This is a genomic window from Streptomyces sp. NPDC046915, assembly GCF_040644935.1.
In the GTDB taxonomy this organism is placed as follows: Bacteria; Actinomycetota; Actinomycetes; order Streptomycetales; family Streptomycetaceae; genus Streptomyces.
Genome location: NZ_JBEYXB010000023.1, coordinates 1 through 24,140 on the forward strand (window position 1 = coordinate 1; position 24,140 = coordinate 24,140).

The 24,140-nt window shown below is 69.1% G+C and carries 20 protein-coding genes; 10 read left to right on the plus strand and 10 right to left on the minus strand.

Going from position 1 to position 24,140, the window contains the following annotated elements; all coding sequences use genetic code 11:
* The first annotated feature begins 189 nt into the window (after positions 1–189).
* A complete protein-coding gene (locus ABZ915_RS39780) occupies positions 190–810 on the plus strand; it encodes a hypothetical protein (protein ID WP_361813625.1) in 621 nt (206 codons plus the stop codon).
* 89 nt (positions 811–899) lie between these two features.
* A complete protein-coding gene (locus ABZ915_RS39785; protein ID WP_361813627.1) occupies positions 900–1,361 on the plus strand; it encodes a hypothetical protein in 462 nt (153 codons plus the stop codon).
* A gap of 453 nt (positions 1,362–1,814) precedes the next feature.
* Here the strand turns inward: ABZ915_RS39785 and ABZ915_RS39790 are convergent, their stop codons facing one another.
* Positions 1,815–2,861 carry a terpene cyclase gene (locus ABZ915_RS39790; protein ID WP_361813629.1) on the minus strand — a complete coding sequence of 349 codons (1,047 nt, stop codon included), beginning with the start codon at positions 2,859–2,861 and terminating at the stop codon, positions 1,815–1,817.
* A 490-nt stretch (positions 2,862–3,351) separates the two neighbouring features.
* Here ABZ915_RS39790 and ABZ915_RS39795 point away from each other — a divergent pair, with 490 nt between their 5' ends.
* Positions 3,352–4,653 (plus strand): hypothetical protein, encoded by a 1,302-nt coding sequence (locus ABZ915_RS39795; RefSeq protein ID WP_361813631.1) that lies wholly within the window; start codon positions 3,352–3,354, stop codon positions 4,651–4,653.
* Here ABZ915_RS39795 and ABZ915_RS39800 read toward each other — a convergent pair.
* A complete protein-coding gene (locus tag ABZ915_RS39800) occupies positions 4,637–6,355 on the minus strand; it encodes an asparagine synthase-related protein (protein ID WP_361813633.1) in 1,719 nt (572 codons plus the stop codon). The genes ABZ915_RS39795 and ABZ915_RS39800 overlap by 17 nt on opposite strands.
* 61 nt (positions 6,356–6,416) lie before the next feature.
* Entirely contained in the window at positions 6,417–6,971 is a 555-nt protein-coding gene (locus ABZ915_RS39805; protein WP_361813635.1) for a lasso peptide biosynthesis B2 protein, read from the minus strand.
* Between the two features lie 375 nt (positions 6,972–7,346).
* On the opposite strand from ABZ915_RS39805, the gene ABZ915_RS39810 reads away from it, so the two are divergent.
* Both ABZ915_RS39810 and ABZ915_RS39815 read left to right on the plus strand, forming a co-directional pair.
* Entirely contained in the window at positions 7,347–7,655 is a 309-nt protein-coding gene (locus ABZ915_RS39810; RefSeq protein WP_361813637.1) for a hypothetical protein, read from the plus strand.
* A gap of 195 nt (positions 7,656–7,850) precedes the next feature.
* Positions 7,851–8,432: a glycoside hydrolase family 25 protein gene (locus ABZ915_RS39815; RefSeq protein ID WP_361813639.1), complete on the plus strand. Its 582-nt coding sequence runs from the start codon at positions 7,851–7,853 to the stop codon at positions 8,430–8,432.
* Positions 8,433–9,870: 1,438 nt separating this feature from the next.
* Here ABZ915_RS39815 and ABZ915_RS39820 read toward each other — a convergent pair.
* A complete protein-coding gene (locus tag ABZ915_RS39820; RefSeq protein ID WP_361813641.1) occupies positions 9,871–10,746 on the minus strand; it encodes a sigma-70 family RNA polymerase sigma factor in 876 nt (291 codons plus the stop codon).
* An 84-nt stretch (positions 10,747–10,830) separates the two neighbouring features.
* On the opposite strand from ABZ915_RS39820, the gene ABZ915_RS39825 reads away from it, so the two are divergent.
* Positions 10,831–11,289 (plus strand): carboxymuconolactone decarboxylase family protein, encoded by a 459-nt coding sequence (locus tag ABZ915_RS39825; protein ID WP_361813643.1) that lies wholly within the window; start codon positions 10,831–10,833, stop codon positions 11,287–11,289.
* Between the two features lie 192 nt (positions 11,290–11,481).
* Here ABZ915_RS39825 and ABZ915_RS39830 read toward each other — a convergent pair whose 3' ends face one another.
* Together ABZ915_RS39830 and ABZ915_RS39835 are read right to left on the minus strand one after the other, a co-directional pair.
* Positions 11,482–11,847 (minus strand): darcynin family protein, encoded by a 366-nt coding sequence (locus tag ABZ915_RS39830; protein ID WP_361813645.1) that lies wholly within the window; start codon positions 11,845–11,847, stop codon positions 11,482–11,484.
* A gap of 73 nt (positions 11,848–11,920) precedes the next feature.
* On the minus strand, positions 11,921–12,814 hold the full coding sequence (locus ABZ915_RS39835; protein WP_361813647.1) for an NAD(P)H-binding protein: 894 nt from the start codon (positions 12,812–12,814) through the stop codon (positions 11,921–11,923).
* A gap of 107 nt (positions 12,815–12,921) precedes the next feature.
* Between ABZ915_RS39835 and ABZ915_RS39840 the strand changes: the two genes are divergently transcribed.
* Complete coding sequence (locus ABZ915_RS39840) at positions 12,922–13,902, plus strand: LysR family transcriptional regulator (RefSeq protein WP_361813649.1); 981 nt, start codon at positions 12,922–12,924, stop codon at positions 13,900–13,902.
* A 78-nt stretch (positions 13,903–13,980) separates the two neighbouring features.
* Positions 13,981–15,429 carry an IS701 family transposase gene (locus ABZ915_RS39845; RefSeq protein ID WP_361813651.1) on the plus strand — a complete coding sequence of 483 codons (1,449 nt, stop codon included), beginning with the start codon at positions 13,981–13,983 and terminating at the stop codon, positions 15,427–15,429.
* Here the strand turns inward: ABZ915_RS39845 and ABZ915_RS39850 are convergent.
* Positions 15,426–16,517: an IS630 family transposase gene (locus ABZ915_RS39850; protein ID WP_361813653.1), complete on the minus strand. Its 1,092-nt coding sequence runs from the start codon at positions 16,515–16,517 to the stop codon at positions 15,426–15,428. The genes ABZ915_RS39845 and ABZ915_RS39850 overlap by 4 nt on opposite strands.
* Positions 16,518–16,632: 115 nt before the next feature.
* Here ABZ915_RS39850 and ABZ915_RS39855 point away from each other — a divergent pair, with 115 nt between their 5' ends.
* A complete protein-coding gene (locus tag ABZ915_RS39855; RefSeq protein WP_361813651.1) occupies positions 16,633–18,081 on the plus strand; it encodes an IS701 family transposase in 1,449 nt (482 codons plus the stop codon).
* Between the two features lie 10 nt (positions 18,082–18,091).
* On the opposite strand, the gene ABZ915_RS39860 is transcribed toward ABZ915_RS39855, so the two are convergent.
* A complete protein-coding gene (locus tag ABZ915_RS39860; protein WP_361813655.1) occupies positions 18,092–18,658 on the minus strand; it encodes a GNAT family protein in 567 nt (188 codons plus the stop codon).
* Between the two features lie 244 nt (positions 18,659–18,902).
* On the opposite strand from ABZ915_RS39860, the gene ABZ915_RS39865 reads away from it, so the two are divergent.
* A complete protein-coding gene (locus ABZ915_RS39865; RefSeq protein ID WP_361813657.1) occupies positions 18,903–19,877 on the plus strand; it encodes a hypothetical protein in 975 nt (324 codons plus the stop codon).
* A gap of 257 nt (positions 19,878–20,134) precedes the next feature.
* On the opposite strand, the gene ABZ915_RS39870 is transcribed toward ABZ915_RS39865, so the two are convergent.
* Both ABZ915_RS39870 and ABZ915_RS39875 read right to left on the minus strand, forming a co-directional pair.
* On the minus strand, positions 20,135–22,042 hold the full coding sequence (locus tag ABZ915_RS39870; RefSeq protein ID WP_361813659.1) for a lamin tail domain-containing protein: 1,908 nt from the start codon (positions 22,040–22,042) through the stop codon (positions 20,135–20,137).
* Positions 22,043–22,431: 389 nt separating this feature from the next.
* Positions 22,432–24,102, minus strand: a complete 1,671-nt coding sequence (locus ABZ915_RS39875) for a trypsin-like serine protease (RefSeq protein ID WP_361813661.1) — start codon at positions 24,100–24,102, stop codon at positions 22,432–22,434.
* Positions 24,103–24,140: the final 38 nt, after the last annotated feature.

Genomic DNA, 24,140 nt, shown 5'->3' on the forward strand with positions numbered 1-24,140 from the left:
TCCCAGGCACCCATATACCTGCACGTCAGAAGGGCTGGGATGGTTCCACCGTCGCCGAACGGGCGTCGAGCGTTGCGCCGGGCTCCCGTGCCGGCCGATGCTCTTGGTGTCGCACCGACCAGGGCCGGACCGACCCACCGGCGTCGCCGCGACAGCCAAAACCCATGCACTCATTCACGGGGGACATCCATGCCCAAGCGCACCCGAGCAGGCGCGCTCATCGCACTCACGGCCGCAGGTCTCACCTTCGGAACCGCGCTCGCCGCACCGGCGAACGCCGCCACGAAGGCACCCGGATTCCTCGCGGCCAAGGACCTACCGCCGCACCCCTCCTCGTCCTGGACGGCCGGCAAGGTCACCGCCGGCGTGCCGGAGGCGGTGGAGCTGGACCGCTGCCTGGGCATGGTGCTCGGCGACGACCGGGACTCCTGGCACCGCGACTTCCGGACCGACCTCGACACGAGCGCCCGTCAGGTCGGCGTCGAGTCGTCGAGCGTCAGCGTGGCGAAGGGCCGGTTCTCGCGGCTGAACCAGGACATCAAGTCCTGCGCGGCACGGACCGAGAAAGCCGACCCGGACCTCGAGGTCACGTTCAAGGACTACGGCACGCTGCCCGTCGAGGAGGGCGCCCATCTCTACGGCCTGCACACCGAGACCTCCTGGGGCGCGAGCGACATCCGCCTCCTCGCGGTCGGGCGGGACGGCAGGACCGTGACGGTCGTCGACTGGGGCCGGCTGGGCGGCTTCAAGGACGCGCCGGTGAAGGCCTTCAAGAAGACGGCCACCACGGCCGTGAACAAGCTCCACTGACCGCACGACCCGGGCCGCCCTCTCGCCACGGGGGTCGGGAGGGCGGCCCAGCAACGATCACCACACACTTCGGAATACGGAGAACACACATGAACAGCAAGACCCGCACCGCCCTGACCGCCGGCGTCCTCGCCGTCGCCCTCGGCCTCGGCGCCACCGCCCAGGCGGCCTCCGCCGGCACCCCGCGCAGCGTCAGCGGCAAGCCGTCCGACAACATCACCCGCATCGCCGACTTCTACGGCGCCTACATCGACGCGGTGACCGACGAGGACAGCGGCAACCTCGGGGCCGCACTGCGCGGCCACTACCTCACCGCCGGCTTCCAGAAGGAACTGAACGCCTGGGAGAAGAGGGAGCACGCCGACGGCGTCCTGCGCGCCCAGAACGTCCCGCTCGCCTGGAAGGTCACCGACAACGGCACCGCCGACTACACGGAGGCCGTCATCACCCTCACCTGGAGCAAGAACAGCACCACCAGGCTGGTCGTCGACATGACCCGCGGCAGCCGCAAGATCTTCCACATCGGGGAGAAGGGCATCGGCGGGAAGTAAGGACAGCGCCGCACCGTGAGGACCTGGAACGGCCGCAGCCCGAAGCCCAAGCCGGCTTCGTGCAGCGGCCGTTCCACCATGTCCGTCCCCGATGGCCCGGGGCACCCGGGCCGCCGCGCGCGACGGCGCCGCCGGGCGGGTTGTGGTTCCGCTTGCGATCCGCGAGCGGGAGCCGCTGGCACAGTCGGCCGATACGCTGCGAGCGATCTACGACCAGCCTGCCGGACGCAGTCATCCTCCATCCCGAGCGGGCAAGGCTGCACCGCAGGAACAGTTCGATCGGCGGACCACCCCTGTGGCGGAGTGACGAACCGTGGCCCGAGTGCTCCTTGCCCGACGAGAACAGCTCTGTCGGTGTGCCTGCCGCGGCCATGGTGACGGTCGCGCAGATCTTCCGGTGCGACGCACCCTCACGGCATGACGAAGACGGCTACCTTACGCAGGCGTGCGCGCTCACTGCTGAGCGCGTGACCGACTTCCCCTTCCGTGAGGAACTGCCGGCAGAACTTCGTCGAAGTATCCGGGGCCTTTGCTGGGCAGGACGTCAAGTGCGCTGGTGTAGCGCAGGGTCTGGGTCTGCCAGCCGTGGTAGCCGCTCATCCACGCGGCCATGATCTGGACATACGTGTCCACGGCCGCCCGTTCGCGCCCCGTGATCCCGAGTTGTTCGCACAGGGCCGGCACCTGCTGGGCGAGTTCCAGGAAGCGGGCGCAGCGTTGTTCGACGTCCCGTCGGGCGGCGGTGACGGCTTCGTCGCGGGTGCAGTGCCGGGCGTGTTCGATGACGAGGACGACGTTGTCCATGTCGCCGCGGGCTTCCTCTTTCTCGAGTGAGTACACGTCGTTGCACATCAGGGTGACGTCGATGGCGGCCTGGCGCATGATGCGCAGTTGCGGGCTGTGGAAGGCGGCCGCGGGGACGGTGATGCCGGCGGCGCGTTCCCCCAGGGACAGGGGCAGATCGGTCCCGGCGATGCCACGGCGCACCTGGAGGTAGCTCTCCATGTCGCCGGGCGTGCCACGCAGCCGGTTGGCCGCCTCGTGGGGGTGGGCGGCGAAGTAGTACTCCCACTCGTGCGCGCACCGGGCCACCCAGGCGGGATGTGCGCCGTCGGTACTACGTGCCCATACGTCGGCGAACGCCGTCGAGCACGCGCCCGCGTCAGGCCGCGGAGTGGCGCCGTGAACGATGTCGATCAGCTGCCGGCAGACGGCTGCGGCTCGGGCGGGATCCTGACCGAGGGGGCCGTCGAACTGGTCGTCGAAGACGAAGAAGAACGCCATCGCGTCCGCGCACAATTCCAGCGCGGCACCTCGGGCGTGCGGGAACCCGAGCGCGGCCAGACGCGGCATGTCCCAGGAGGTGTACCACTCCAGCGACCTGCCCGGCCCGACCAGTCCCAGGTGCTGGACCCACGCCAGGTTGTGACGGCGCGCAGCGTCAAGATCCGGGTTGAGGGCGAGAGGGAAGGGCAGGCCGAAGTCGATGTTCTGCGGCACGCGCCCTCCCGAGCGGCTGGGGTCATGGTCAGCATCTCGGGATCACCCGCGGTCAACAAGGGCGACATCGCGTCAGGTCATGCCGGTGGCGACTGTCTTGTTCGGGCTGCGTGAGGAGGGAGTCGGCGTCGTTGGCTTGGTGGGTACATGCCGCTTTGCCCCGGGCGGTGCCGCTCTGGGCCCGCCTCCCGGCCGTCCTGCGGGCACCGGGGGAGCGGTGCTCAGCGCGGCTGCCGCGAAACCGGGCACGACCACGCTCAAGCTCGAGCGATACCTGACCTGCCCGGCAGCCACCTAAAGCGCCGGTGCAGACTCCCCCTCAGGGCTGCACCGTCCGGACCACAGAGCCGACACGAAGCGGTGATCTTGTGGTCAGCCGGACGCAGGTCAGGTGGATCACCACGGATCATGGTGTGCGAACCGTTGGCGGCCGTCACCGTCGGCGCGGGCAGAACGCCGCGGACGGCAGGTGGCCTCAGGAGACGATCGCGTGAAAACACCGCTCAAACCTCGGCCCGGCCCGCGTCCGCGACCGCCCTCGCTGAAAACCCGGCGGGCCCAGCTGGACATGGCTGTGACCCTGCTGGTCCTCATCATGACAACGCTGCTGCTGTGCCGGTTCGGCTTTGCCGACTTCTCCCATGCCCTGACCTTCCCCGGTCGCCTCACCGGTGCCGTGCTGATCATGTTCGCGTTCACCACACTCCTGGGCGTTGTGGCGGTCCTGGACCACTGGATCCGGCACAGTTTCCAGTACTCCGGCCTGGTCGCACTGGTCGGCGCACTCGCGGCGTTCCTGCCCAACGCACTGCTCTGCCTCCGGACGCTGAAGAACGGTGATTCCCTGTTTTTCCCGGTGCTGTTCGGCGCACTCGCAGCGGGCGCGGCATGGGCTGTCTTCAGCGTGTGGCGGACGTTGGCCGCGGTCCCCGCTCCGAAACGGGTGGCTGCCGCGCTGATCGTCTCCACGCTCTTCGCCGTCGCCAACTTCGGCTACCAGAACCTCTATCTGCCCTACCGGCGTGTAACCCGGCCTCTCATCACGTTGGCCGTGGGAAAACCTGTGCCGAGCAAGGACGGCAAGGCCTTCGCCGTACCGGTCGACATCACGCTCCAGAACCAGGCCGACGTCGGTTTTTATGTGCTCGGCACCGAATTCCACGCCATGGGGCAACGGGTGCCGCTGAGCCCGAAGGACCGGCTCCGCGAGCAGTGGCGGAGCGATGCCGAGCGGTGGGCGAACTCCTCGGGGGAAGTGAACCCGCTCTCCCGCAGGGAGATTCACCAGGCCGGTCAATTGGTGGAGGCAAAACCGTGGATGTTTCCTGGAGACTGGATCGAGTCGAGCGACGCATTCACCACGCGAGTGGTGGTGCAACTGCCCATGAACACGCCCTATGACCAGCTGGCGTTCTATGCCACCGCAAGCCTCGCGCGCAAGGACCAGATCGTTCTGGATCCACCGCTCCGGTTCGTGACCACTTCCTGGAAGGGTGGCAATGTCGCGGCATGGGTGAAGAAACAGAAGGGCGACGCCCTCGTCTACCAGGCCCGGGTGCACGAGAACAACGCGATCGACGAGAACACGAGGGACCCGCGCTTCGTCACCGTCTACTGGAGGTTCGGCACACAAGGTGCGGCCGTGCAGTCAAGCGTTGCGCGTATGGGCGAGGAGAGTCGCCTCAGGTTGTCCGGAGAGGAAACACGCGAGCTGGTGAGCCGGTACGGTCTCGTCGATCTCGCCGCCGGCCCCGTCGAGCGGACCCTGTGGGACATCAAGAGCCAGCGGTGAGTCGCTCCAGCCAGGCCACCAGGGCGAGCGAGCTGTTCACACGGTCCCAGGAGTACGAGTCCCCTATGCCGAGCTGAGCCTCCCGTACCGCCCGGCACAGCGTCTCGACGTCGAACATCTCCATGACCAGCGGATGCCGGGCGGAGCGGCACAGGGCGATGAGTTCGTCGCCGTGTGTCCGCAGGCCCCGGGTGTAGAGGTCGTTGAAGGGAACCTTGACCGCCCTGCCACGGATCGGGGCAGGGAGCAGATCCGCCATGGCCTCCCGGAGAACGGCCTTCGGACGGCCCGGCCGGAACGAGACCGCGGCAGGAAGGCGGCTCATCGTGTTGATGACGTCCGGGTCGAGGAAGGGGTGGGAGAGGAAGAACCCGTCTCGTGGGGCGCGGTGCCACGACAGCGGGTCGGGAGCGGCGAGGTAGTTGGCGGCCTCGTACAGCGACTGCTCCGGCCTGCGCCCGAACGCGAAGCGGCTCTCCGCGAGACCGGCCTCCCGGTAGCCGTGCGCCCGCGCGAATCCGGCTCGCAGCCAGGGGGGGCGGTTGAAGGTGCCGAGGCCACCGAGCACCGTTCCGCCGCGGACCAGCGCGGTGACCCTTTCGGCCGTCACCGGAAGAGCCGGCTGGACGACGTAGGCGTGGACGACGTCGCGCAGGCCCCGCTCGGTACCCGCGGCCCAGGCGCGCGCCTGCCGGGTCATCTGCCGGAGCCGGCCCGTGCGGGCGAGCCGGTGCAGGTGGAAGGGGTTGGCGTCCGCGACGGGATCGGCACCGCAGCCGGTCAGGAGGGTGTCGCAGCCCAGTTCCGCGGCCGCGGCGTGGAGTCTGCTCCAGAAGGGGGCGCGGAAGGCGTGCGCATGAGGCTCGTCCGCGTCCCCCGCGTGGTGCTGGAAGTCGTCGAAGTCCGCCACGTCGTCGGCATCTACGATCACCTGGCGTGCCGCGGGTGCGTGCCGGCGGATGGTTTCCATCGCGATGTCGAGGTACGGCTGCTCCGCGGCCAGCTCTCCGTGGGAGAAACGCCCGGCGAGCAGCGTGAGCTCTCCGGGACCACCGCCTCCCTCGGCCAGCAGACGCGCGGCGAGCAGGGCGACGCTGGTGGAGTCTGTACCGCCCGAGACATGGCATACGGTGGCCGTGCCCATACGGCGTCCGACGGCGTTCTCGAGCGCCAGGCGCAGCTCCTGCGCGGCCTCACCGAGGCCGGGTCCGTCCGCCGTCGGCGCGGGCGGGCCGGTGGTCCGACGGACAGGGCCCGGCGTACGACGGCGCAGCCGGCCGGTGAGGGACAGCTCCACCACCTCTCCGCCGAGGACGCGGTGCACCCCGGCGAACGGGGTGAGGTCCGTGTGCGGTTGCGCCAGATTCCCGGTGAGGTACCGGCAGAAGTACCGGGGTTCCAGCTCCGTGGCGCTCCCCAGGCTCCGGGCCGAGGTGCTCACGGCATTCACGAGGTCGCCGGACGTCCGGAAGAACAGGGGGATGCGCGCCTGCTCGTCGCGGGTCAGGAGGACTCGGTCGCGGCACACCAGAACGGCGGCGTAGTCGCCGGCCGGAAGCGGCGGGGCGGCTCCCTGCCGGCCGAGGGCGTCGAGGAGGCGGTGTGCGCCGACCGACCGGTCGCGGGCCGAGCCGACCCAGCCGACGACGGCCGCGGTGCCGGCCGACGAGGAGACCGTCGTCACGAGTCCCTGACGCGCCATGGCGTCGGCGGTCCGGACCCGCGGTGCGCCGCGGGTCCATTCGACGCGAAGCGCATCCAAGTTACTGTCCGCCGCAGTCGATCGAGAGCACCGGTGTGAAGGCGTGCCCGCCGGGATCGGCGTCCGGGATGCACACGCCGGCCGAAGTGGTCCAGGCATGCATGGCGAACGGGTGTTCGTGCACACCGACATGGAGTACGGCGTGCAGGCCGTACCGCCGCAGCAGGACGAAGGCCGTCACGGCCTCGGACTTGCAGTCGCCGTTGACGAGCCAGCTCATGCGGCTGTGCATCTGCACCGCCCGTTTCAGCCGTCCGACCTCTTCCTCGGACGGAAGGTCGGCACGGGTGTAACCCGGGGCGGCCAAGGACAGCAGCCGGAGGACACGCCCGAAGCCAAGGGTCCGGACGAGCAGGTGCACCCCCCGTAGCCAGGGTCCGACGCGGGCGTCCGCGCGCTCCTTCCGGCGGCCCGTCGCGCATCCGGCTCGCATGAGAACGGTGATCAGCTCGGCGCGCTCCTCCGGACTGCCCTCAGCGAACTTACGGACGTCCGCCTCCGCCATCCCGAGAAATCGCGTCCGTTTCCAGTCGGCGATCAGTGCCCCGTCGGACATCCGGACAACACGGCAGTGCGGTGACAGGATCCTCGCCATGGCTGCCAGGGCATCGGTATCCACTGCCACCGCACATCCTCCGGGGTTCCGCCTTGGATGACGTCAGGACTGGTATCCGTGACCGTCGTAGAATCCGCCGCTGTAACCCCGGATCAGACGGCCGTTGCCGAGAAGGACCAGCTGATGCGGCCTGTGACGCCGCAGCAATCGGAGAAACATCGCCTACCTCCAGAATCGGGCAGGACCGATCAACTCCAGGCTACGCCGCCACGTATGACCCGCAACCGGACCGGCCGCTTCCCACGTGCGGTACGCAGGCGCGCCGAGGCCAGCACGTCGCCTTGACCATACGGCCGGGGCCGTTCCCGAAGGAGTTTGGGCATCTTCCGGGGCCAGGATGCCCCCCACACCTCGCTCCGGCCGAGCTGGTCCGCGCAGCGACGCCAGCGGCAGAAGTCGGCGGCCGCGCGAGCGATGGTGAACATCCGCCGGGTCGTGGACGGCGGCATCGTCACCGAGGTCACCACCCGCGAGTTGCGCGGTCCGGCCACCGGACAGATCGTGGAAGAGACCGTGGAGGACCGCACCGTGCCGGACTGTCGCGCGGACGCTGGTATCCGCAGCGGCAGCACCGCGAGCACTACGGCAAGAATGGCGTGGTGGCCGTGGAGATCACCGGCCTGAGCGGGCCCGCCGACGCAGATGAGCAGCCCGTGGACCTGCTCGCGCTCGCCGCGCGCCTGGACCACAGCCTGTTCGCGGTCGAGTACCCGCCTGAGCGCGAGCCACGGTGGTGTCGTCGACGCCGAAGTCGTCGACGGCTGCCCCGCGTGGCTGCCTCACGGTGCTCCCTCCGGATCAACGCATCGGAGGACCACCATGACGATCAAGGGCTACGACGTATCCGCCTTCCAGAAGGCGAACTTCCCCACCGCCGGCACCAGCTTCGCGTTCATCAAGGCCACCGAGGGCCGTTCCTACGTCAACCCCAAACAGAAGGAGCAGACCGCGCACGCCCGCGCAGCGGGCCTGGTCGTCGGCTTCTACCACTTCCTGCACCCGGGCCACATCAAGGAGCAGGCGGCCCACTTCGTGCAGGCCTGCGCGAGCATCGAGCACGACCTGCTGGTCGTCGACTGGGAGACCAACCCGGACGGCACCGCGGCGACCTGCGCGGAGAAGGATTCCTTCATCGCCGAGGTCAAGCGGCTCCGCGGCTCCGACCACAAGGTCGGGCTGTACTGCAACCGGGACTTCTGGACTCGCCGGGACACCACCGGCAATGCGGGTGATTTCCTCTGGATCGCCGAGTACGGCGTGCACGCGGGCAAGCCCCACATTCAGGCGAAGTGGACGTTCCACCAGTACACCGACGAGCCGCTGGACACCAACGTGGGCAAATTCGCCTCCAAGGCCGAGCTGCTCGCCTTCGCGGGCGGCACCAACGGCAGGGGGAACTAGATCGATACAGTGCAACGCCACCGCGAAGGTCTCCAGGACCAGCGGCTGAACGGCGATCTCGTGGGGATCACCCCCATGTGTGCCCGGTCAACGTCCGGATCAGCACGCCGGGAGCGGCGGTCAGGGTGAGGGCGGTCCCGCCCAGGAGGAAGGGCAGAGCGGGGACCCAGAAGCAGCGGAGTGAGGAGCAGCTCCGTGGAGGTGATCAGCGGGGGATCGTTGCCTGACACCAGCCAGAGCCGACGGGTCGGCAGCGCAGCGAGGGATTGGCTGGGCACCCCGCGCCGATAGATCATCTCCCGGCCGTCGGCGTCCACGTGGACGTAGCGCTGTTCCCATGGAGTGCTGCTGGAGAAGGACTTCTCGGTACGGCTGTACTCGGCCTCGACCCGTCGCCCCTTGACGGCACCCCAGATCTGGGTGATAGCCAGCCGGCACAGGACCCACCCGCCACCGGCCAGACCCACCCCGAAGATCGCGCACAGGAAACAGAAGAGCGCCACCGGCCAGCCCGCCAGGAAGCCCACCGCCACGCAGTAGCCGGCCAGAGCCGTAAAAGCCGACCGCAGCAGCAGCTGTTGCGGGGCGTAACGGTCCCTCAGCCGCGGCTTCACCTCGTCGAGCGCCGGTCCGGTCCCACCGCCGCTCCGTTCGCCCCTCTTCCTGCGCCTCACGGTCTTCCGGCGCACGAGTCTGCGGCGTCCTGCCCAGTGCGATCCGGTGCTGCTGCTCCGCTGCCGCTTCGGCCGGCGGGGCTCCGACGAGACGGGCGTTCAGCCGGTTCAGTGCCGCCAGCCCCTCGTCCAGTTCCCGTCTCGCAAGCGCCGGGTCGCGGACAGCCTCTCGCGCCCTCTCATAGGCATCCAGGGCACGGGCGTACTCGACGGCCATCACGTGCGTGGTGCCCGGACGATCCGTGGTGAACGGATGCCCGGCCGGCAACTCTCCGAATACCGTCAACTGCCCTCGAAGCGGACGGCTTCCTCCCGCGCCTTGCGCCGGCGCCGGCCCGGTGAAATCACCTGGCCATCATCCTCCGGGGGATCGCTCGAGGCCAGGGGGGAGCCGCCGACCGTCGGTCGACACCTCGTCCGTGGCGCCCCGGCAGAGAGGTGCTGCGGAGTGGTGCCGAACAGCCCCGACGCACTGACGGCCCGCCACCGGCCCCGCATTTCCGGCCGAACCGGCCACCCGCGGCCCACTCCAGCCCATTGCGGCAACGTGGGCGCTCCGGCAACGTGGCGATAGCCGCTCCACCCGGTGGGCGGCCTGGCGGGAGTGCTGCTCGACACGTTCGTGCTGCAACGGCCGCTTTGCTTCGGCCGACCACCTATGACATCGCTGACCGACGGCGCTCGTGACGCGTCCCATGTCCTGCCGGATGGGACGCAGCAGCTGGTCGGCCAGCGCGTCGGCAGCGGCCTTCGCCGGTAGGGCGTCATACCGGGTCCGGCAGGTCCATGAGCGCGAGTTCGGCCGGGTCGACCACTGCGGTGATCTCGGTGATGTGGCCGTCGGTGACAGTGAAGGCCAGAAGGGAAAGGGGGGTGCCGTCCTCGCTCCAGGAGATGACGCCGGGGCGGCCGTTGACGGTCGCCGCATGTCCTCGTGCCGCGCTGCCGGCGACTCCTGCGCGGGCGGCGACTTCGGTGGCCCCGAGCGTGACGAACGTGCCGTTCGGGGTGTGGACGGTGAACTTCACTTCGGGGTGGAGAACCTGGAGCAGCTGCTCGAACCGGCCGTCGCGGGCCGCGGTCAGGAAGGCCTGGACCACCTCGCGTTGTTGTCGTCCGGCGCTTGCCGGCTGCTGCGCGGCTTGTACCTTCCTGCGGGCGCGGCTGGCGAGCATTTTGGTCGCGTCGGCGGATCTGCCGAGAATGGTGCTGATCTCGCCGTAGGACACGGCGAACACGTCGTGCAGCACGAACGCCAGCCGTTCGTCAGGGCGCAGCGAGTCGAGGACCGTGAGAAGCGCGAGGCCGACGGAGTCCCCGAGTGCCACGAGGTCTTCTGGAGCAGGCGCATCGTCGAGCGTCACGGTGACTTCGGGTAGCCGGTCGTCGAAGGAGACTTCTGGGCGCGTCCGGTCCGACCGCAGGACATCAAGGCTGATGCGGCCGACCACGGTGGTCAGCCAGCCGCCGAGGTTGTTGATGCTGTCGGTGTCCTGGCGGGAGAGGCGCAGCCACGCCTCTTGGACCACGTCTTCCGCATCGGCATGTGATCCGAGCATGCGGTAGGCGACGGCGCGGAGCCGGTCGCGGTGGGACTCAAAGGCATCGGCGATCGGGTCCGCGGGATGGGTGCCGGCCATGGTGTTACCTCCCTGGAAGCTGCTCCGTCATAGGGATGACGCGCACAGGCGCCGCAACGTAACCCGATAGGAGAGCACTCCCACATGGAGAACCGGCTCAAGAACAAGAACACGAACAACCCCGATGTATGGACCGCGATCCAGCACCTTCAGAAGGCGATCGCGGCCGGGGGCGTCGACCCGAAGCTGCTCGCGCTGGTCCACCTGCGCGTCAGCCAGATCAACAGCTGCTCGGCGTGCGTCTACGCCAGTGTCGCTGGAGGGAAGAAGGCCGGTGACACCGACGAGCGGCTGCACAACGCAGCGGCGTGGCGTGAGGCGCCGTTCTACACCGATGCGGAGCGCGCGGCACTGGCACTGGCCGAGGCCGCCACCCGGTTGCAGGATGGTGCGCCGGGCGTCACCGACGAGATCTGGGAAGAGGCCAACGCCCATTTCACCGAGGAGCAGATCGGCGCGATCAACCTGGAGATCGCGCTGACCAACTTCTTCAACCGGATCAACCGCACCATCAAGGAACCGGCCGGCAAGACCTGGGGCTGAGCCGGGGGCGGGACCGCGAGGCCGGGCAGGCGTGAAGCCCCTGGTAGGACTGGTCTGCCAAGACGATGTCCGTTCGAACCAGAGGCTTCACGTTGGTCAACCATGCTGCCGCGCCCGACGTCCCACGCCGCTGCGCCGCCCCACAGGCCGCTCCGAGAGGGCATCGGCCCAGTTGCGAGGGCCGGCGGTGTGTCAGGTGGTGATGGTGGCGACGGGTTCGAGGCCGTAGGTTCGGGCGTAGCCGTTCTCGGTGCCGACGAGGAGGTCGATGACCTCGAAGTAGCGGTCCCAGAACGGGGTTTCGCGCAGTGCGTCGATGAGGAGCTGGTAGGCGTGGTGGTCTTCGGCTTCCCACACCCAGACGTCGGTGACGCGCGCGGAGTAGAACTCGGTGTCGTAGAAACGTGACCGGACACCGGTGGTCTTGGCCTCGATGGCCGGCAGGACCTGGGTGGTGAAGGCGTCCACGCGTTCCTGGACGGTCAGGGCGAGCCACTCGGGTGTGGTCTTGACAAGTATGAAGGCCGTGACCGGCGGTTCGGTCTTTTCAGCGGGCATCAGGATGCCTCCCAAAGTGGCAGGTGGTCTTGGTTCGCCGGGCTTCATGTGTTCCGGCGACGGGTGTTGGGCTTCAGGAGAGGACGGCGGGCTTGAGGGTCTGGGCGCACCACTGCTCGAAGCTGGTGGGGAAGGTGGTGTCCGGAGTTCGGGCGATGCCGGCGTCGAGACCCTTGTCCTTGGCCCGCTTCATGTCGACGATGCCCTGGACGAATGCGTCGTTGAGGCCGTAGCCGACGAGGGTGGTGTACAGCTCGTCGAGCGGCTGGCGTTCGTAGCGGACGGGGCGGCCGAGCTGTTCGGTCATGATGCGGGCCAGGTCGTTGGGGGACAGGTCCTGCGGCCCGAGAACCGGGACACTGTCGGTGCCGGTCCACGAGCGGTCCAGCAGCAGGCCGGCCGCGGCGGCCGCGATGTCGGCGACAGCGACGAGGGGGGCCTTGCGGTCGGCGTCGACGGAGTCGGTGAAGACGCCCTTCTCGCGGATCGAGTCGGATTCCTCCAGGAGGTTCTCGAAGAACGACGGGCTGGCCAGGGCCCGGTAGGCGACGCCGGTGTCGGCGATGAGGTCGTCCATGGCGAGGGAGGCGGTGACGAGGCCGGCCCGGTCGGCGAGCGGGGTGCCGCGGCCGAGCGCGGAGACGCCGACGACGTGGCCGACGCCGTGGGCGGCGAGCGCCTTGACGGCGGGGCGGGTGAAACCGCTGTAGGCGTCGTGCGGGGTCAGGGAGGCGTCCGGGGGAACGAGCCAGAAGACGGCGTCCGCACCTTCGAACGCCTGGTCGAGGACCTCGGCTTCTGCGTGCGAGCCGGTGACCACCTCGACACGTCCGCGCGCCACGTCCGGAAGCCGGGCGGGATCGCGCACGATCACGCGCAGTTCCTCGCCCGCGGCGGGGGCGGACTCCAGGAGCCGGGAGAGCAGGTGACGGCCGATGTTCCCGGTGGGAGCAGTAATGACGATCATGAATACCTCGTAGGTCGTGCTGGTTCGGTACGCCCCTCATCCTGCTGAGGATCTCCGTGCTGCCACAATGGGAACTTCGGCACGGAATCATTGACTGAAGTGGAATAATGCTGGTGAGCAGCCCGGATCAGGTCATCGACGCCAATCTCGCCATCGCGCTGGACGCTCTGCTGGCCGAGCACAGCGTGACGCGCGCCGCCGCACGTCTGCACACCTCGCCCGCCGCGATGAGCCGCACCCTCGCCCGTCTGCGCCGCATCCTCCAGGACCCCCTCCTGGTCCGGGCCGGACAGACGATGGTTCCCACCCCGCGCGCCGAGGCCCTGCGCGAGGAAGCCGCCACAGTGGTACGCAGCCTCGGAGCGCTGCTCAGTCCCGGCGCGAGCGTCGACCCCGCCGGCCTCCGCAGCACCTTCACCCTCCAAGCCGCCGACCTGGTCGGCGCGGCACTGGCGCCCGGACTGCTGCAACTGGCCCAGCGGGAGGCGCCGGGGGTCTCGTTCCGGATCCGGGCCGAGGAACTGGAGGCCGGACCCGCCCTGCGCGACGGCCGCATCGACCTGGAGATCGGATCCATCGACCACGTGGACCCCGAAACCCAGGTCGAAGAACTGGTCAGCCTCCGCATGGTGGCGGCCGTCCGGCCCGGCCATCCGCTCACCGAAGGGCCGCTGACCCCAGCCCGGCTCGCTGCCGCCCAACACGTCGCGGTCAGCCGCCGTGGCCGGTTCACCGGCCCTCTCGACGCAGCCCTGGCCGAGCAGAACCTCCACCGGCGGGTCAGCGTCGTCCTTCCCAGCCATCTGGCCGCGATGACCCTCGCCGCCCGCAGCGACATCGTCTGTCTCGTACCCGCCGCACCTCCCGGCGCCGCCCCTTCGCCCCTCACCCACGACGCCGGCGCCCTCGGACTGCGCCTCCTCGACATCCCCCTGGCACTGCCACCACTGACCATCGGCATGGCCTGGCACCCCCGACACACAGCCGACGGAGCCCACCACTGGCTCCGCAACACCGTCCGCCGGACTCTCTGCACACCGACAGCACACCCGAACCAACGATCCGAGGATCTAAACGAAGGGGCCTAGCGGTGGTTTGTTGACGGCGGGTTCTTGCGGGAGTATGCCGTGAGGTGAAGGCGTCAACTACGGCCGGGGGAGCCCGAGATGACGAAGCGGCTGCCGTGTCCACCCGCACCCGGTCCACTGGAAGCGTACGCCGTCCGCTTCGATGATCTCTTCGGGACGCTGGCCCAGCGACGTGGGTTTCGCGAGTACCTGGCCGGGCTGCTGCTGCCCCGCGATCGGAACAAGACGCTGACCTGCCTGGCCGGCGCCGAACCGGTGGCCGGTGCGCAGCACGCAGCGGTGCAGCGGCTGCAGTTCTTCCTGTCCGAGTCGAACTGGGACCAGGAAACAGTCAACGCCCGCCGCCTGGAACTACTGCTCGCCGACCCGGCCACCGCCCCGCACCCAGGCGGGGTGCTGGTCATCGACGACTCCGGTGACCGCAAGGACGGGACGGCGACCGCGCACGTGGGCAAGCAGTATCTCGGCTCGGTCGGGAAGATCGACCGTGGTGTGGTCACCGTGACCACGTGCTGGGCGGACGAGCGCGTCTACTACCCGGTGCACGCCTGCCCCTATACCCCGGCCCATCACTTCCCCCGCGGCAAGAACGACCCCGGCTTCCGCACCAAATTACTGATCGCGGCCGATCTGGCCGCACGGGCCAAGGCAGCCGGGCTGGTCTTCCGCGCGGTGGCCGCCGACTGTGCCTACGGCGACCAGGACAGCTTCCGCGCCGACCTGCACGCCGCCGGACTGCCGTTCGTGATGGCCCTGAAACCCCGGCACGGCACCTGGGCCTACGGCCCCGACGCCCACACCCCCGTCGATGCCGCCTGCCTCCTGAGCTGGCAGGACCCGGAACATCCCGGGGACTGGACGCGCATCGAGCGCACCTTCCGGGACGGGCACACAGTCACGTGGTGGGCCGCCGAGGCCCGGCTGGGCTGGTGGGGCCCGGACGGCAACGTCCGCCTGGTGGTGGCCACCGCCGACCCGGCCACCCTGCCGGCGAAGGCAACCTGGTACCTGGCCACCGACCTGCCCCGTCCCGACTCCCCACGCGCGGCCGACTCGCCCTACCCGCCCGCCGCCCTCGCCGAGATCGTGCGGATCTACGGGCTGCGCCACTGGGTCGAGCAGAGCTACAAACAAGTCAAGGACGAACTCGGCTGGGCCGACTTCCAGGTCCGCTCCGATGCTGCCATCCGGCGCCACCAGACCCTGGTGAACTGCGCTTTCAGCTTCTGCTGGGACACCTGGTTCGCCCCGCCCCCGCCCAGTCCAGCCCACCAGTCACACGGTCCTGACTCACTGTCGGGCCCGTTAGAGAGGGGGAGAACCGGGACCCCAGCAGCCCCAACCGGCCTGCTGGCCCCAGGCACTCCGAGCCGTCCGTGGCTGGCTGACGCCCTGGGCCACGCTGCAACGCTACTGGCGGGCATGGTCGACGAAGCCCCCGCCCCCAGCACTCCAGGAACTGATCAACACCGTCGGCAACGGCAGACCTCTCAACCTCTACTGCCCGGTCTAACAAACCACCGCTAGTGACCTGAGTCGGAGATTCGTCGGCAGTAGGAGGCGACTTTGTCGAGGATCTCGTCGGCGGTTTTGGTCCAGGCGAAGGGCCTGGGGTTGTCGTTCCAGTCTGCGAGCCAGCCGCGGATGTCGCGTTCGAGGGCCTGGACGGAGCGGTGGACGCCGCGCTTGAGTTTCTTCTGTGTGAGCTCGGCGAACCATCGCTCGACCAGGTTCAGCCAGGACGAGCTGGTGGGCGTGAAGTGCAGGCGGAAGCGCGGGTGGGACAGCAGCCACTGCTTGATCGCGGGCGTCTTGTGGGTGACGTAGTTGTCCAGGATCAGATGGACCTCGAGGTCGGCGGGCACCTCCTTGTCGAGCTTGGCCAGGAACTTCTTGAACTCGACGGCCCGGTGGCGGCGATGGAGGGAGCCGATCACCTTGCCGGTGGCGACCTCCAGGGCGGCGAACAGGGTGGTAGTGCCGGCGCGGACGTAGTCGTGACTGCGGCGCTCAGGAACTCCGGGCACCATGGGCAGCACGGGCTGGGACCGGTCGAGGGCCTGGATCTGCGACTTCTCGTCCACACAGAGAACGAGGGCCTTCTCCGGCGGATCGAGGTAGAGGCCCACGACGTCGCGGACCTTGTCGATGAACAGGGGGTCCGTGGACAGCTTGAACGTCTGCGACCGGTGAGGCGCGAGCGCGAATGCCCGCCAGATCCGGGAGATGGCCGACTGTGACATGCCGGTGGCCGCCGCCATGGACCGGGTCGACCAGTGGGTGGCGTTCTTCGGCGTCTCCTCCAGCGTTTTGACGATGACCCGTTCGACGTCTGCGTCGGTGATCTTCCGCGGGACACCGGGCCGGGGTTCGTCGGAAAGGCCGTCCAGGCCGCGTTCGAGGAAACGCCTCCGCCAGGTGCGGACCGTGTCCGGTGTGATCCGCAGGCGACGGGAGACTTCCATGATCGAGTGCCCGTCGGCGCACTCCAGCACGATCCGCGACCGCTGGGCCAGTGCTTGGGCCGTTGTGCGGCGACGCACCCAGCCTTCCAGCACGGCCCGCTGGTCATCAGTCAGCGACAACGGCGGAATCTTCGGACCCGGACGGCTCATACCCAACCAACGACGAATCTCCGACTCAGGTCACTAGCGGTGGTTTGTTGACGGCGGGTTCTTGCGGGAGTATGCCGTGAGGTGAAGGCGTCAACTACGGCCGGGGGAGCCCGAGATGACGAAGCGGCTGCCGTGTCCACCCGCACCCGGTCCACTGGAAGCGTACGCCGTCCGCTTCGATGATCTCTTCGGGACGCTGGCCCAGCGACGTGGGTTTCGCGAGTACCTGGCCGGGCTGCTGCTGCCCCGCGATCGGAACAAGACGCTGACCTGCCTGGCCGGCGCCGAACCGGTGGCCGGTGCGCAGCACGCAGCGGTGCAGCGGCTGCAGTTCTTCCTGTCCGAGTCGAACTGGGACCAGGAAACAGTCAACGCCCGCCGCCTGGAACTACTGCTCGCCGACCCGGCCACCGCCCCGCACCCAGGCGGGGTGCTGGTCATCGACGACTCCGGTGACCGCAAGGACGGGACGGCGACCGCGCACGTGGGCAAGCAGTATCTCGGCTCGGTCGGGAAGATCGACCGTGGTGTGGTCACCGTGACCACGTGCTGGGCGGACGAGCGCGTCTACTACCCGGTGCACGCCTGCCCCTATACCCCGGCCCATCACTTCCCCCGCGGCAAGAACGACCCCGGCTTCCGCACCAAATTACTGATCGCGGCCGATCTGGCCGCACGGGCCAAGGCAGCCGGGCTGGTCTTCCGCGCGGTGGCCGCCGACTGTGCCTACGGCGACCAGGACAGCTTCCGCGCCGACCTGCACGCCGCCGGACTGCCGTTCGTGATGGCCCTGAAACCCCGGCACGGCACCTGGGCCTACGGCCCCGACGCCCACACCCCCGTCGATGCCGCCTGCCTCCTGAGCTGGCAGGACCCGGAACATCCCGGGGACTGGACGCGCATCGAGCGCACCTTCCGGGACGGGCACACAGTCACGTGGTGGGCCGCCGAGGCCCGGCTGGGCTGGTGGGGCCCGGACGGCAACGTCCGCCTGGTGGTGGCCACCGCCGACCCGGCCACCCTGCCGGCGAAGGCAACCTGGTACCTGGCCACCGACCTGCCCCGTCCCGACTCCCCACGCGCGGCCGACTCGCCCTACCCGCCCGCCGCCCTCGCCGAGATCGTGCGGATCTACGGGCTGCGCCACTGGGTCGAGCAGAGCTACAAACAAGTCAAGGACGAACTCGGCTGGGCCGACTTCCAGGTCCGCTCCGATGCTGCCATCCGGCGCCACCAGACCCTGGTGAACTGCGCTTTCAGCTTCTGCTGGGACACCTGGTTCGCCCCGCCCCCGCCCAGTCCAGCCCACCAGTCACACGGTCCTGACTCACTGTCGGGCCCGTTAGAGAGGGGGAGAACCGGGACCCCAGCAGCCCCAACCGGCCTGCTGGCCCCAGGCACTCCGAGCCGTCCGTGGCTGGCTGACGCCCTGGGCCACGCTGCAACGCTACTGGCGGGCATGGTCGACGAAGCCCCCGCCCCCAGCACTCCAGGAACTGATCAACACCGTCGGCAACGGCAGACCTCTCAACCTCTACTGCCCGGTCTAACAAACCACCGCTAGCCGTTGCGGTTCAGCTCTTCCACTCGGAGGCGAGCATCGCGTAGACGTACTCGCTGCCCCAACGGTCTCCGTCGAGGTCGTTGTCGACCAGATGCGCCTCGCGGCGCATGCCAAGACGCTCGCACACGCGTACCGATGCCGTGTTGAGGACATCGAGTCGGGCGAAGACCCGGTGGACCCCCAACTGGTTGAAGGCCAGCGAGACAAGGGCGCGCGCCGCTTCGGTGGCGTAACCCCGTCCGGCGCACCGAGGGTTGAAGATCCAGCCGATCTCTGCCTGGCGGGCGTGCGCACTCTTCAGGGTGAGGACCACTTCGCCGACGACTCCTGGCTCGTCCGCCCGGCACACGGCCAGCAGGAGCACATCACCATCGGCCTGCCATGCGGTCCCGTCGGCCCGCGCGGCAATGGACTCGGCACAGCCCTCGCGGGTGAGCGGCGGCCGGTAGAGGTAGTGCGCGACCTCTGGCAGGGACTGGTACGAGTACCGATCATCGATGTCACCCGGTGCGAACAACCGCAGGACCAGCCGTTCGGTAGCGATGGTTTCCGGGACGTACTGTGAGACGGCGGTCATCGAATCCCCCATGTCCTGCAACTGGCTTGTCCGGACAGACTAGTCAATACCGCGCGGCCATCGGCTCCGCGGGCGTCCCGCTTGCAGAGGTCGGCTCGGGACGCGACGCCGTGGTGCGCAGATGGGGTGGTCCGCAGGGCGGAGGGGCGAGTCGGACCAGCGGGGGAGCGGGGTGCGCCTGGGGGCTGATGCGGAGGGGTGCGTGGGCGCCGCAGGATGGGAATCTCCAGCGGAGGGAGACCTGGTGGAGCGTTGGGACCGGATCGGGCGTGTGGCGGCGTATGGGGCGGCGGCGGCCCTCGTGCCGTATCTGGTGATCAAGGTGTCGTGGGTGGTCGGTTCGTTACTGGGGCTGCTGCCGGTCGGGCAGGGGTTCAGCCTGGGCGGGTGGCTGGTGCTCAACACCGTCACGATCGGTATGGCTGCGGCCGGGATCGCGCTGGGGCTGGCGCTGGTACGGCCGTGGGGGATGCGGATCCCCGGCCGGCTGGTGGGATTCTTCGCCTGGGTCGGGTCGGGGTTCTTGGTGTCGATCCTGCCGTTCGTGGTTGTCAGCGCGCTGGTGAACACCGGGACGGGGAGTTCGGCAGGCTCCGGGAGCTCGGGAGGTGATGCAGCGATGCCGGGCTGGGAAGCGGTGCTGCTCCAATGCAGCTTCGTGGGAACTGGGATCGCGCTGGCCGTCGCGCTTCCCGCCTATCTGTGGCGGCGCTGGCCCCGCGCGCTGCGCCGGCCGGAGCGACCCCGCACTCGCACCTCCTCGGGACCGCTGTGGCCCGCCGTGACCGGCGCCGTCCCCGGCCTGGCCTGGCTCTACTGGGCGGCCGGTGGCCTCCTGGGCATCTCGTACCGCGATGAGCGGCCGGCGAGCTGGCATGTGCTGGCCGGGGTCAGCGCGTGCTGGGCTCTCGCCGCGTCCTTTGCCGTACTGGCTCTCGTCCGGCGCCGGCCGACCCGGCTGCCGTATCCGCTCCTGCTTGCGCTGGCGTGGCTGGGATCGGGCTCGATGTTCGCGTGGAGCGGCTGGAGGCTGCCGGCCACGGTGTACGTGGCGCTGGCGCACCCGAGCGACGTCAGCTATCCGGAGAACGTCGCGGTCGCCGTGGCGCTGCACGTCACGGCCGTGCTGACGGGGGTGGGGATCATGCGGACGCTGGTGCGCGGCGGCTCTGAGCGGGCGAGCGTGCCCGACAGCCCCAGCAGTCGGCCGAGCGGGTAGGCCGCCGTCCGTGAAGCTGGCCGTTCAGGACGGCCTTGCACCAGGAGCACCTCGATGCTCCCGTGGCAAGGCCCGCGGTGACGTCAACACGTCTACAGGGCGCAGGCGGTCCCGGGCAGGCACGACGAAGCTCCTGGTAGTCAGCGGGTGGCGTTGGTCGTCACCCCGTCTGCCAGGAGCTTCATCGCTGCGTACTGCTTGGGCGCCTCACCTCGGAGGCGGCACCGTGGGTGCGCCGTCTCCCGTGGTCGGCAGGATCAGCAGGGGAACGTGCCGCTGTAGATGGCGTGTCCGTAGGAGGAGCTTCCGGAGCCGAAGCCGTAGATGCCGTCGTCGCTCCAGACCGCCTCACGGAAGCCGTTGACGCAGGTCGACGTCGGCGCGATCGCGAAGCCCTCCAGGTTGTCGGTCGGCATGACGGCCGGGTTCGTGTAGGTCATGTCCGGAACGATCGCGCCGCCGGCGTTGACCTTCATGAACGTGTGTGTCTCGCCGCAGGTGTTGTCGCAGGTCGCGATGATGCGCTGGGTTCCGGCGTCGAACGTCACATCCATCACGGAGGCCTTGCCGGTCGCGATCGTGCCGAACGTGGTGAACGTGCCGTCGGAGTTCAGGCCGTAGACATGCAGCGTGCCGTCCCACTCCAGGCCGGCGAAGAACAGGCCCGACCCGTGCAGCGGGTAGTTCGCAGGGTTGTAGGCGGCGCCGGTGAGCGGGTCGACCCAGCCGTTCGCGGTCAGCCAGCTGTCCGGTACGTAACCGACGCCCTCGAAGCCCAGGTTGGCGTCGTCCTTGCTGCCGGTGTTGAGCTGCGGGAACTGCGAGGTCATGTCCCACTGGTGGATCGGCGTCAGCGTCGATCCGGTCGCGGCCGGGTCGAACTCCATGATCGTGTCCTTGGGGACCGTGTTGTTGGAGTTGTCACGCTCGGAGGTCACGTAGACGTGGCCATTGGTGCCGACCGTCAGGCCCTCGGAGTCCGGCTGGCCGCTGCCGCCGGCGAAGCGGATCTGCTTGCCGCTCGCGCTCCACGACGCGTCCGGGATCCACTTGCCATTGCTCTTGACCAGCTTGTACAGCCAGTTCTTGTTCTTGGCGGCCCACAGCACCGACGGGTTCGCCGGGTCGAACGCCAGGCCGCTCAGGTCCCGGCCTTCAGGGCCGGTGGAGGTGGTGAACGCGCAGACGTTGTCGGCGATCGTGACGTCCAGCCCGCCCGGCCACGCCAGGGTGCCCGCCGGGGTGGAACCCGTACCGGAAGGCGCCTCGGGGGTGCAGCCGCTGGTGAGCGAGCCGCCGCCACCCAGCAGTTGACCGCCGCCACCGCCGGTACCACCGCCACCGCCGCTGCCCGAGCAGGAGTTCGCGCTGCCGAGCGTCGCGGTCGTGGAGGTCTGGAACCAGCCGGTGCCGTTGGCGCAGCGCTCGTCCGACGGCTTGGCGCCGTTGGCCGCCCAGGTCACCGAGTCGACGGTGCTGCCATTGCTGTCGAGGAGGAAGACCGAGTCGTTGTCGCCCAGACCGAGGGTGGAGTTGAACGTGACATAGCCTCCCGCAGGGATACTGGTCGCGCTCGGCGAGGAGGAAGAGACCGAGACCGGGGAGTGGGTGGTGTCACCGTCGACGTACTTCCACGACCCGACGCCGACCGTGCTCGTTCCGCCGTTGTACAGCTCCACGGTGTCCGCGCCGTCCGAGGTGACCTCGTTGATCCGCACCCGGCTCGCCGCCGGTGTCGACGACGGGCAGCCCGAGGCGTTCGAGGCGCCGAAGGTAGCCGCCGCGGTCGTGGTCACCCACCCCCCGGTGCCGTCGCCGCCGCAACGCGCCATCGCCGGCTTCGCCCCGTTGGTGGCCCACTCAACGCGGTCGACCACCGTGCCGTCGGCGGTGTAGATCACCAGCTTGTCCGAATCACCGAGCCCCTTGGGCGAGTTGAAGGTGACGAAGCCGCCTGCCGGGATCGTGCTGGAGGACGGGCTGAACGTCTGCGGCGAGAAGCTGTCGTCGGACATCTTCCAGCCACTGATGCTCACCGCGATCGAGCCGGTGTTGTACAGCTCCACCGTGTCGCTGTTCGACGAGGTGACCTCGTTGATCCGAACATTCTGGTAGCCGGCCTGGTCCGCGGCAGCCGCAGGCTGAGCGGCAACCGTCCCTGTCACGAGCAGTCCTGAAAGCGTCAATGCCGCGGCGCATACAGAGGCGACGCCGGCACGCGAGTGTGAGGTAGACACGAGGCGGAACTTTGACGACACGATCTTGAAACAGGGTGTACTCCAGCTGAATGCCACCTACTGGCCACCGGAACGCTAGGCGCACATCGCCACCGCGCGCTCGGGTCGTGCCGCTGTCCGCCTCGCCGCCGTCGTACGCCGCGGCGGTCGAGCGGGTGCCTCGTCGGCGCGGGCATCGCCTACGGCTGACCACCGTCCGCGCAGTCCCGCAGTCCCGCAGACCGGCGGCCGACTCCGGGCTCGATGATTCAGGGCACGCCAAAAGCCCCGGCCGGCGCGCGAGTTGTCCCGTGGCCGACCGGGTGGCTTCGGTGGGCTCAGGAGGTCGGGGCGACGAGCATGTGCTCGGTTCCCAGCCGGTTGGCGAGCGTATCGGTGTACATGGTGGTCTCGCCGTCGGACCAGCGGATGACGAGGTCGTCGGTACGACCGTTTCCGGTGTAGTGGCCGGTCGTCATGGCCGTGTCGTGGGTCCAGAGTTTGCTGGGGGCCAGGATGCGCTGCTCGGTGCCGAGGCCTGACGTGGTGGTGCCGACGTAGTTGTCGAGTTCACCGTCGGTCCAGCGCACCATGAGGTCCCATTTCGGGTTGCCGGAGAACTCACCGCTGGTGAGGAGTGTGGCGCCCTTCCACGTGTCGTTGGGGGCCTTCAGCTTGTGCGCCTGGCCGAAGGCGCCGGCGCTGACGTTGGTGTAGAGGGTCAGTTCCCCGTCGGCCCAGCGCACGATCAGATCGGTCACGTTCTGGGAGGCGCTGAAGCGACCCGCCGCTATCTGGATCGCCTTCTTCCAGGTGCTGTTGGGTTTGATCATCCGGGTGCCCGCCCAGTTCAGTCCCTTGGAGCCGACGTCGCCGTAGAGGGTGACCTCGCCGTCGGACCAGCGCACCAACAGGTCGAACTGGTCGGACCCGGTGAAGTCACCGGCGGTGATGGTTGCCGCGTGGGTCCACGTGCTGTTGTGGGCCAGCAGTTGCCGCTGGGTGTCGTAGCCGCCGTGTCCGTTGCCGGGGTGGAGTGTGACCGCGCCGTCGGCCCAGACCACGATCATGTCGCTGTGGCCGGTCCGGCGGAAGTCGCCTGAGGCGAGCAGCTTGGCATGCTGCCAGGTGAGTGCCGAGCCGGGCAGCCAGGGGCTGTCCGTCGACGGCTGGTACGGCGGCTTGCTGTCCGGCAGTCGGTGGGCGGCGGCGTCGTTGAACAGGTCCTCGGCGTCCTTGCCGTAGATCGGCGAGTACGTCACCCAGTCGTCGTCGGCGTCGTTGCCACCGCCGTTGTACCCGCCCGTGTTGCCGATGACTTTGCCGGTGCCGGTGGTGCGGTTGTAGCCCTCGATCCACGGCCCGCCGGAGACGCCACCGTAGAAGCCCTTGCAGGTCATACGCATCTGCCGGAAGCCCGGCAGCCGCGAGGTGGTGACCGGGCAGCGAACCGGCTCGTGCTTGGGGTTGACGCTGTCGGCGCTGGGATAGCCGATGACGGTCACCTTGTGGGTGTAGCTGGTGGTGGGCGTGAACGTCAGAGCTCCCGTGACGTCTTCCACCTCGCCCCGGTTGTTGGAGCCGACCCACGCGAAGGCCAGGTCGAGGTCGGAGGTGGGCGCTTTGGTGTTCTTCTCGTAGCGCGGGTCTATGTACACCTGGGAGACCGGAAACACGCCGTGCGGCTGATCGGCGGCGGACTTGCCGTTGCGGTACTGCGGCACGAAGATACGGTGCCTGGCCCCCTCCAGGCCGCGGCCGCAGTGCCCGGCGGTCAGGACGATGTCCTTGGCGGCCGTGTGCACAACGCTGCCCGTGCAGTACGTGCTCTTGCCGCCCAGCGGCTTGCCGTCGAAGAAGAACGTGCCCACCATCGGATGGCCGCCGAAGTGCTCCGGGTCGGGCGTGCCCGATGGTGGTGGCCGGTGCGCGCCGGTGACGCCGGCTGCGCCGTGCGCCGAGGCGGGAGCCGAGGCCGGTGCGGCGTCGACCGGGACCGCTTCGTTCATGCGGCCAGCTGTCCAGTACTGCTCCTCCTCACTGAGAC

Bases quoted from the DNA above. Each gene is read 5' to 3' on its own strand.
- ABZ915_RS39780 (WP_361813625.1), top strand. From the start codon at position 190: ATGCCCAAGCGCACCCGAGCAGGCGCGCTCATCGCACTCACGGCCGCA.
- ABZ915_RS39785 (WP_361813627.1), top strand. From the start codon at position 900: ATGAACAGCAAGACCCGCACCGCCCTGACCGCCGGCGTCCTCGCCGTC.
- ABZ915_RS39800 (WP_361813633.1), bottom strand. From the start codon at position 6,355: ATGGCGCGTCAGGGACTCGTGACGACGGTCTCCTCGTCGGCCGGCACC.
- ABZ915_RS39805 (WP_361813635.1), bottom strand. From the start codon at position 6,971: ATGTCCGACGGGGCACTGATCGCCGACTGGAAACGGACGCGATTTCTC.
- ABZ915_RS39815 (WP_361813639.1), top strand. From the start codon at position 7,851: ATGACGATCAAGGGCTACGACGTATCCGCCTTCCAGAAGGCGAACTTC.
- ABZ915_RS39820 (WP_361813641.1), bottom strand. From the start codon at position 10,746: ATGGCCGGCACCCATCCCGCGGACCCGATCGCCGATGCCTTTGAGTCC.
- ABZ915_RS39825 (WP_361813643.1), top strand. From the start codon at position 10,831: ATGGAGAACCGGCTCAAGAACAAGAACACGAACAACCCCGATGTATGG.
- ABZ915_RS39830 (WP_361813645.1), bottom strand. From the start codon at position 11,847: ATGCCCGCTGAAAAGACCGAACCGCCGGTCACGGCCTTCATACTTGTC.
- ABZ915_RS39835 (WP_361813647.1), bottom strand. From the start codon at position 12,814: ATGATCGTCATTACTGCTCCCACCGGGAACATCGGCCGTCACCTGCTC.
- ABZ915_RS39840 (WP_361813649.1), top strand. From the start codon at position 12,922: ATGCTGGTGAGCAGCCCGGATCAGGTCATCGACGCCAATCTCGCCATC.
- ABZ915_RS39845 (WP_361813651.1), top strand. From the start codon at position 13,981: ATGACGAAGCGGCTGCCGTGTCCACCCGCACCCGGTCCACTGGAAGCG.
- ABZ915_RS39850 (WP_361813653.1), bottom strand. From the start codon at position 16,517: ATGAGCCGTCCGGGTCCGAAGATTCCGCCGTTGTCGCTGACTGATGAC.
- ABZ915_RS39855 (WP_361813651.1), top strand. From the start codon at position 16,633: ATGACGAAGCGGCTGCCGTGTCCACCCGCACCCGGTCCACTGGAAGCG.
- ABZ915_RS39860 (WP_361813655.1), bottom strand. From the start codon at position 18,658: ATGACCGCCGTCTCACAGTACGTCCCGGAAACCATCGCTACCGAACGG.
- ABZ915_RS39875 (WP_361813661.1), bottom strand. From the start codon at position 24,102: ATGAACGAAGCGGTCCCGGTCGACGCCGCACCGGCCTCGGCTCCCGCC.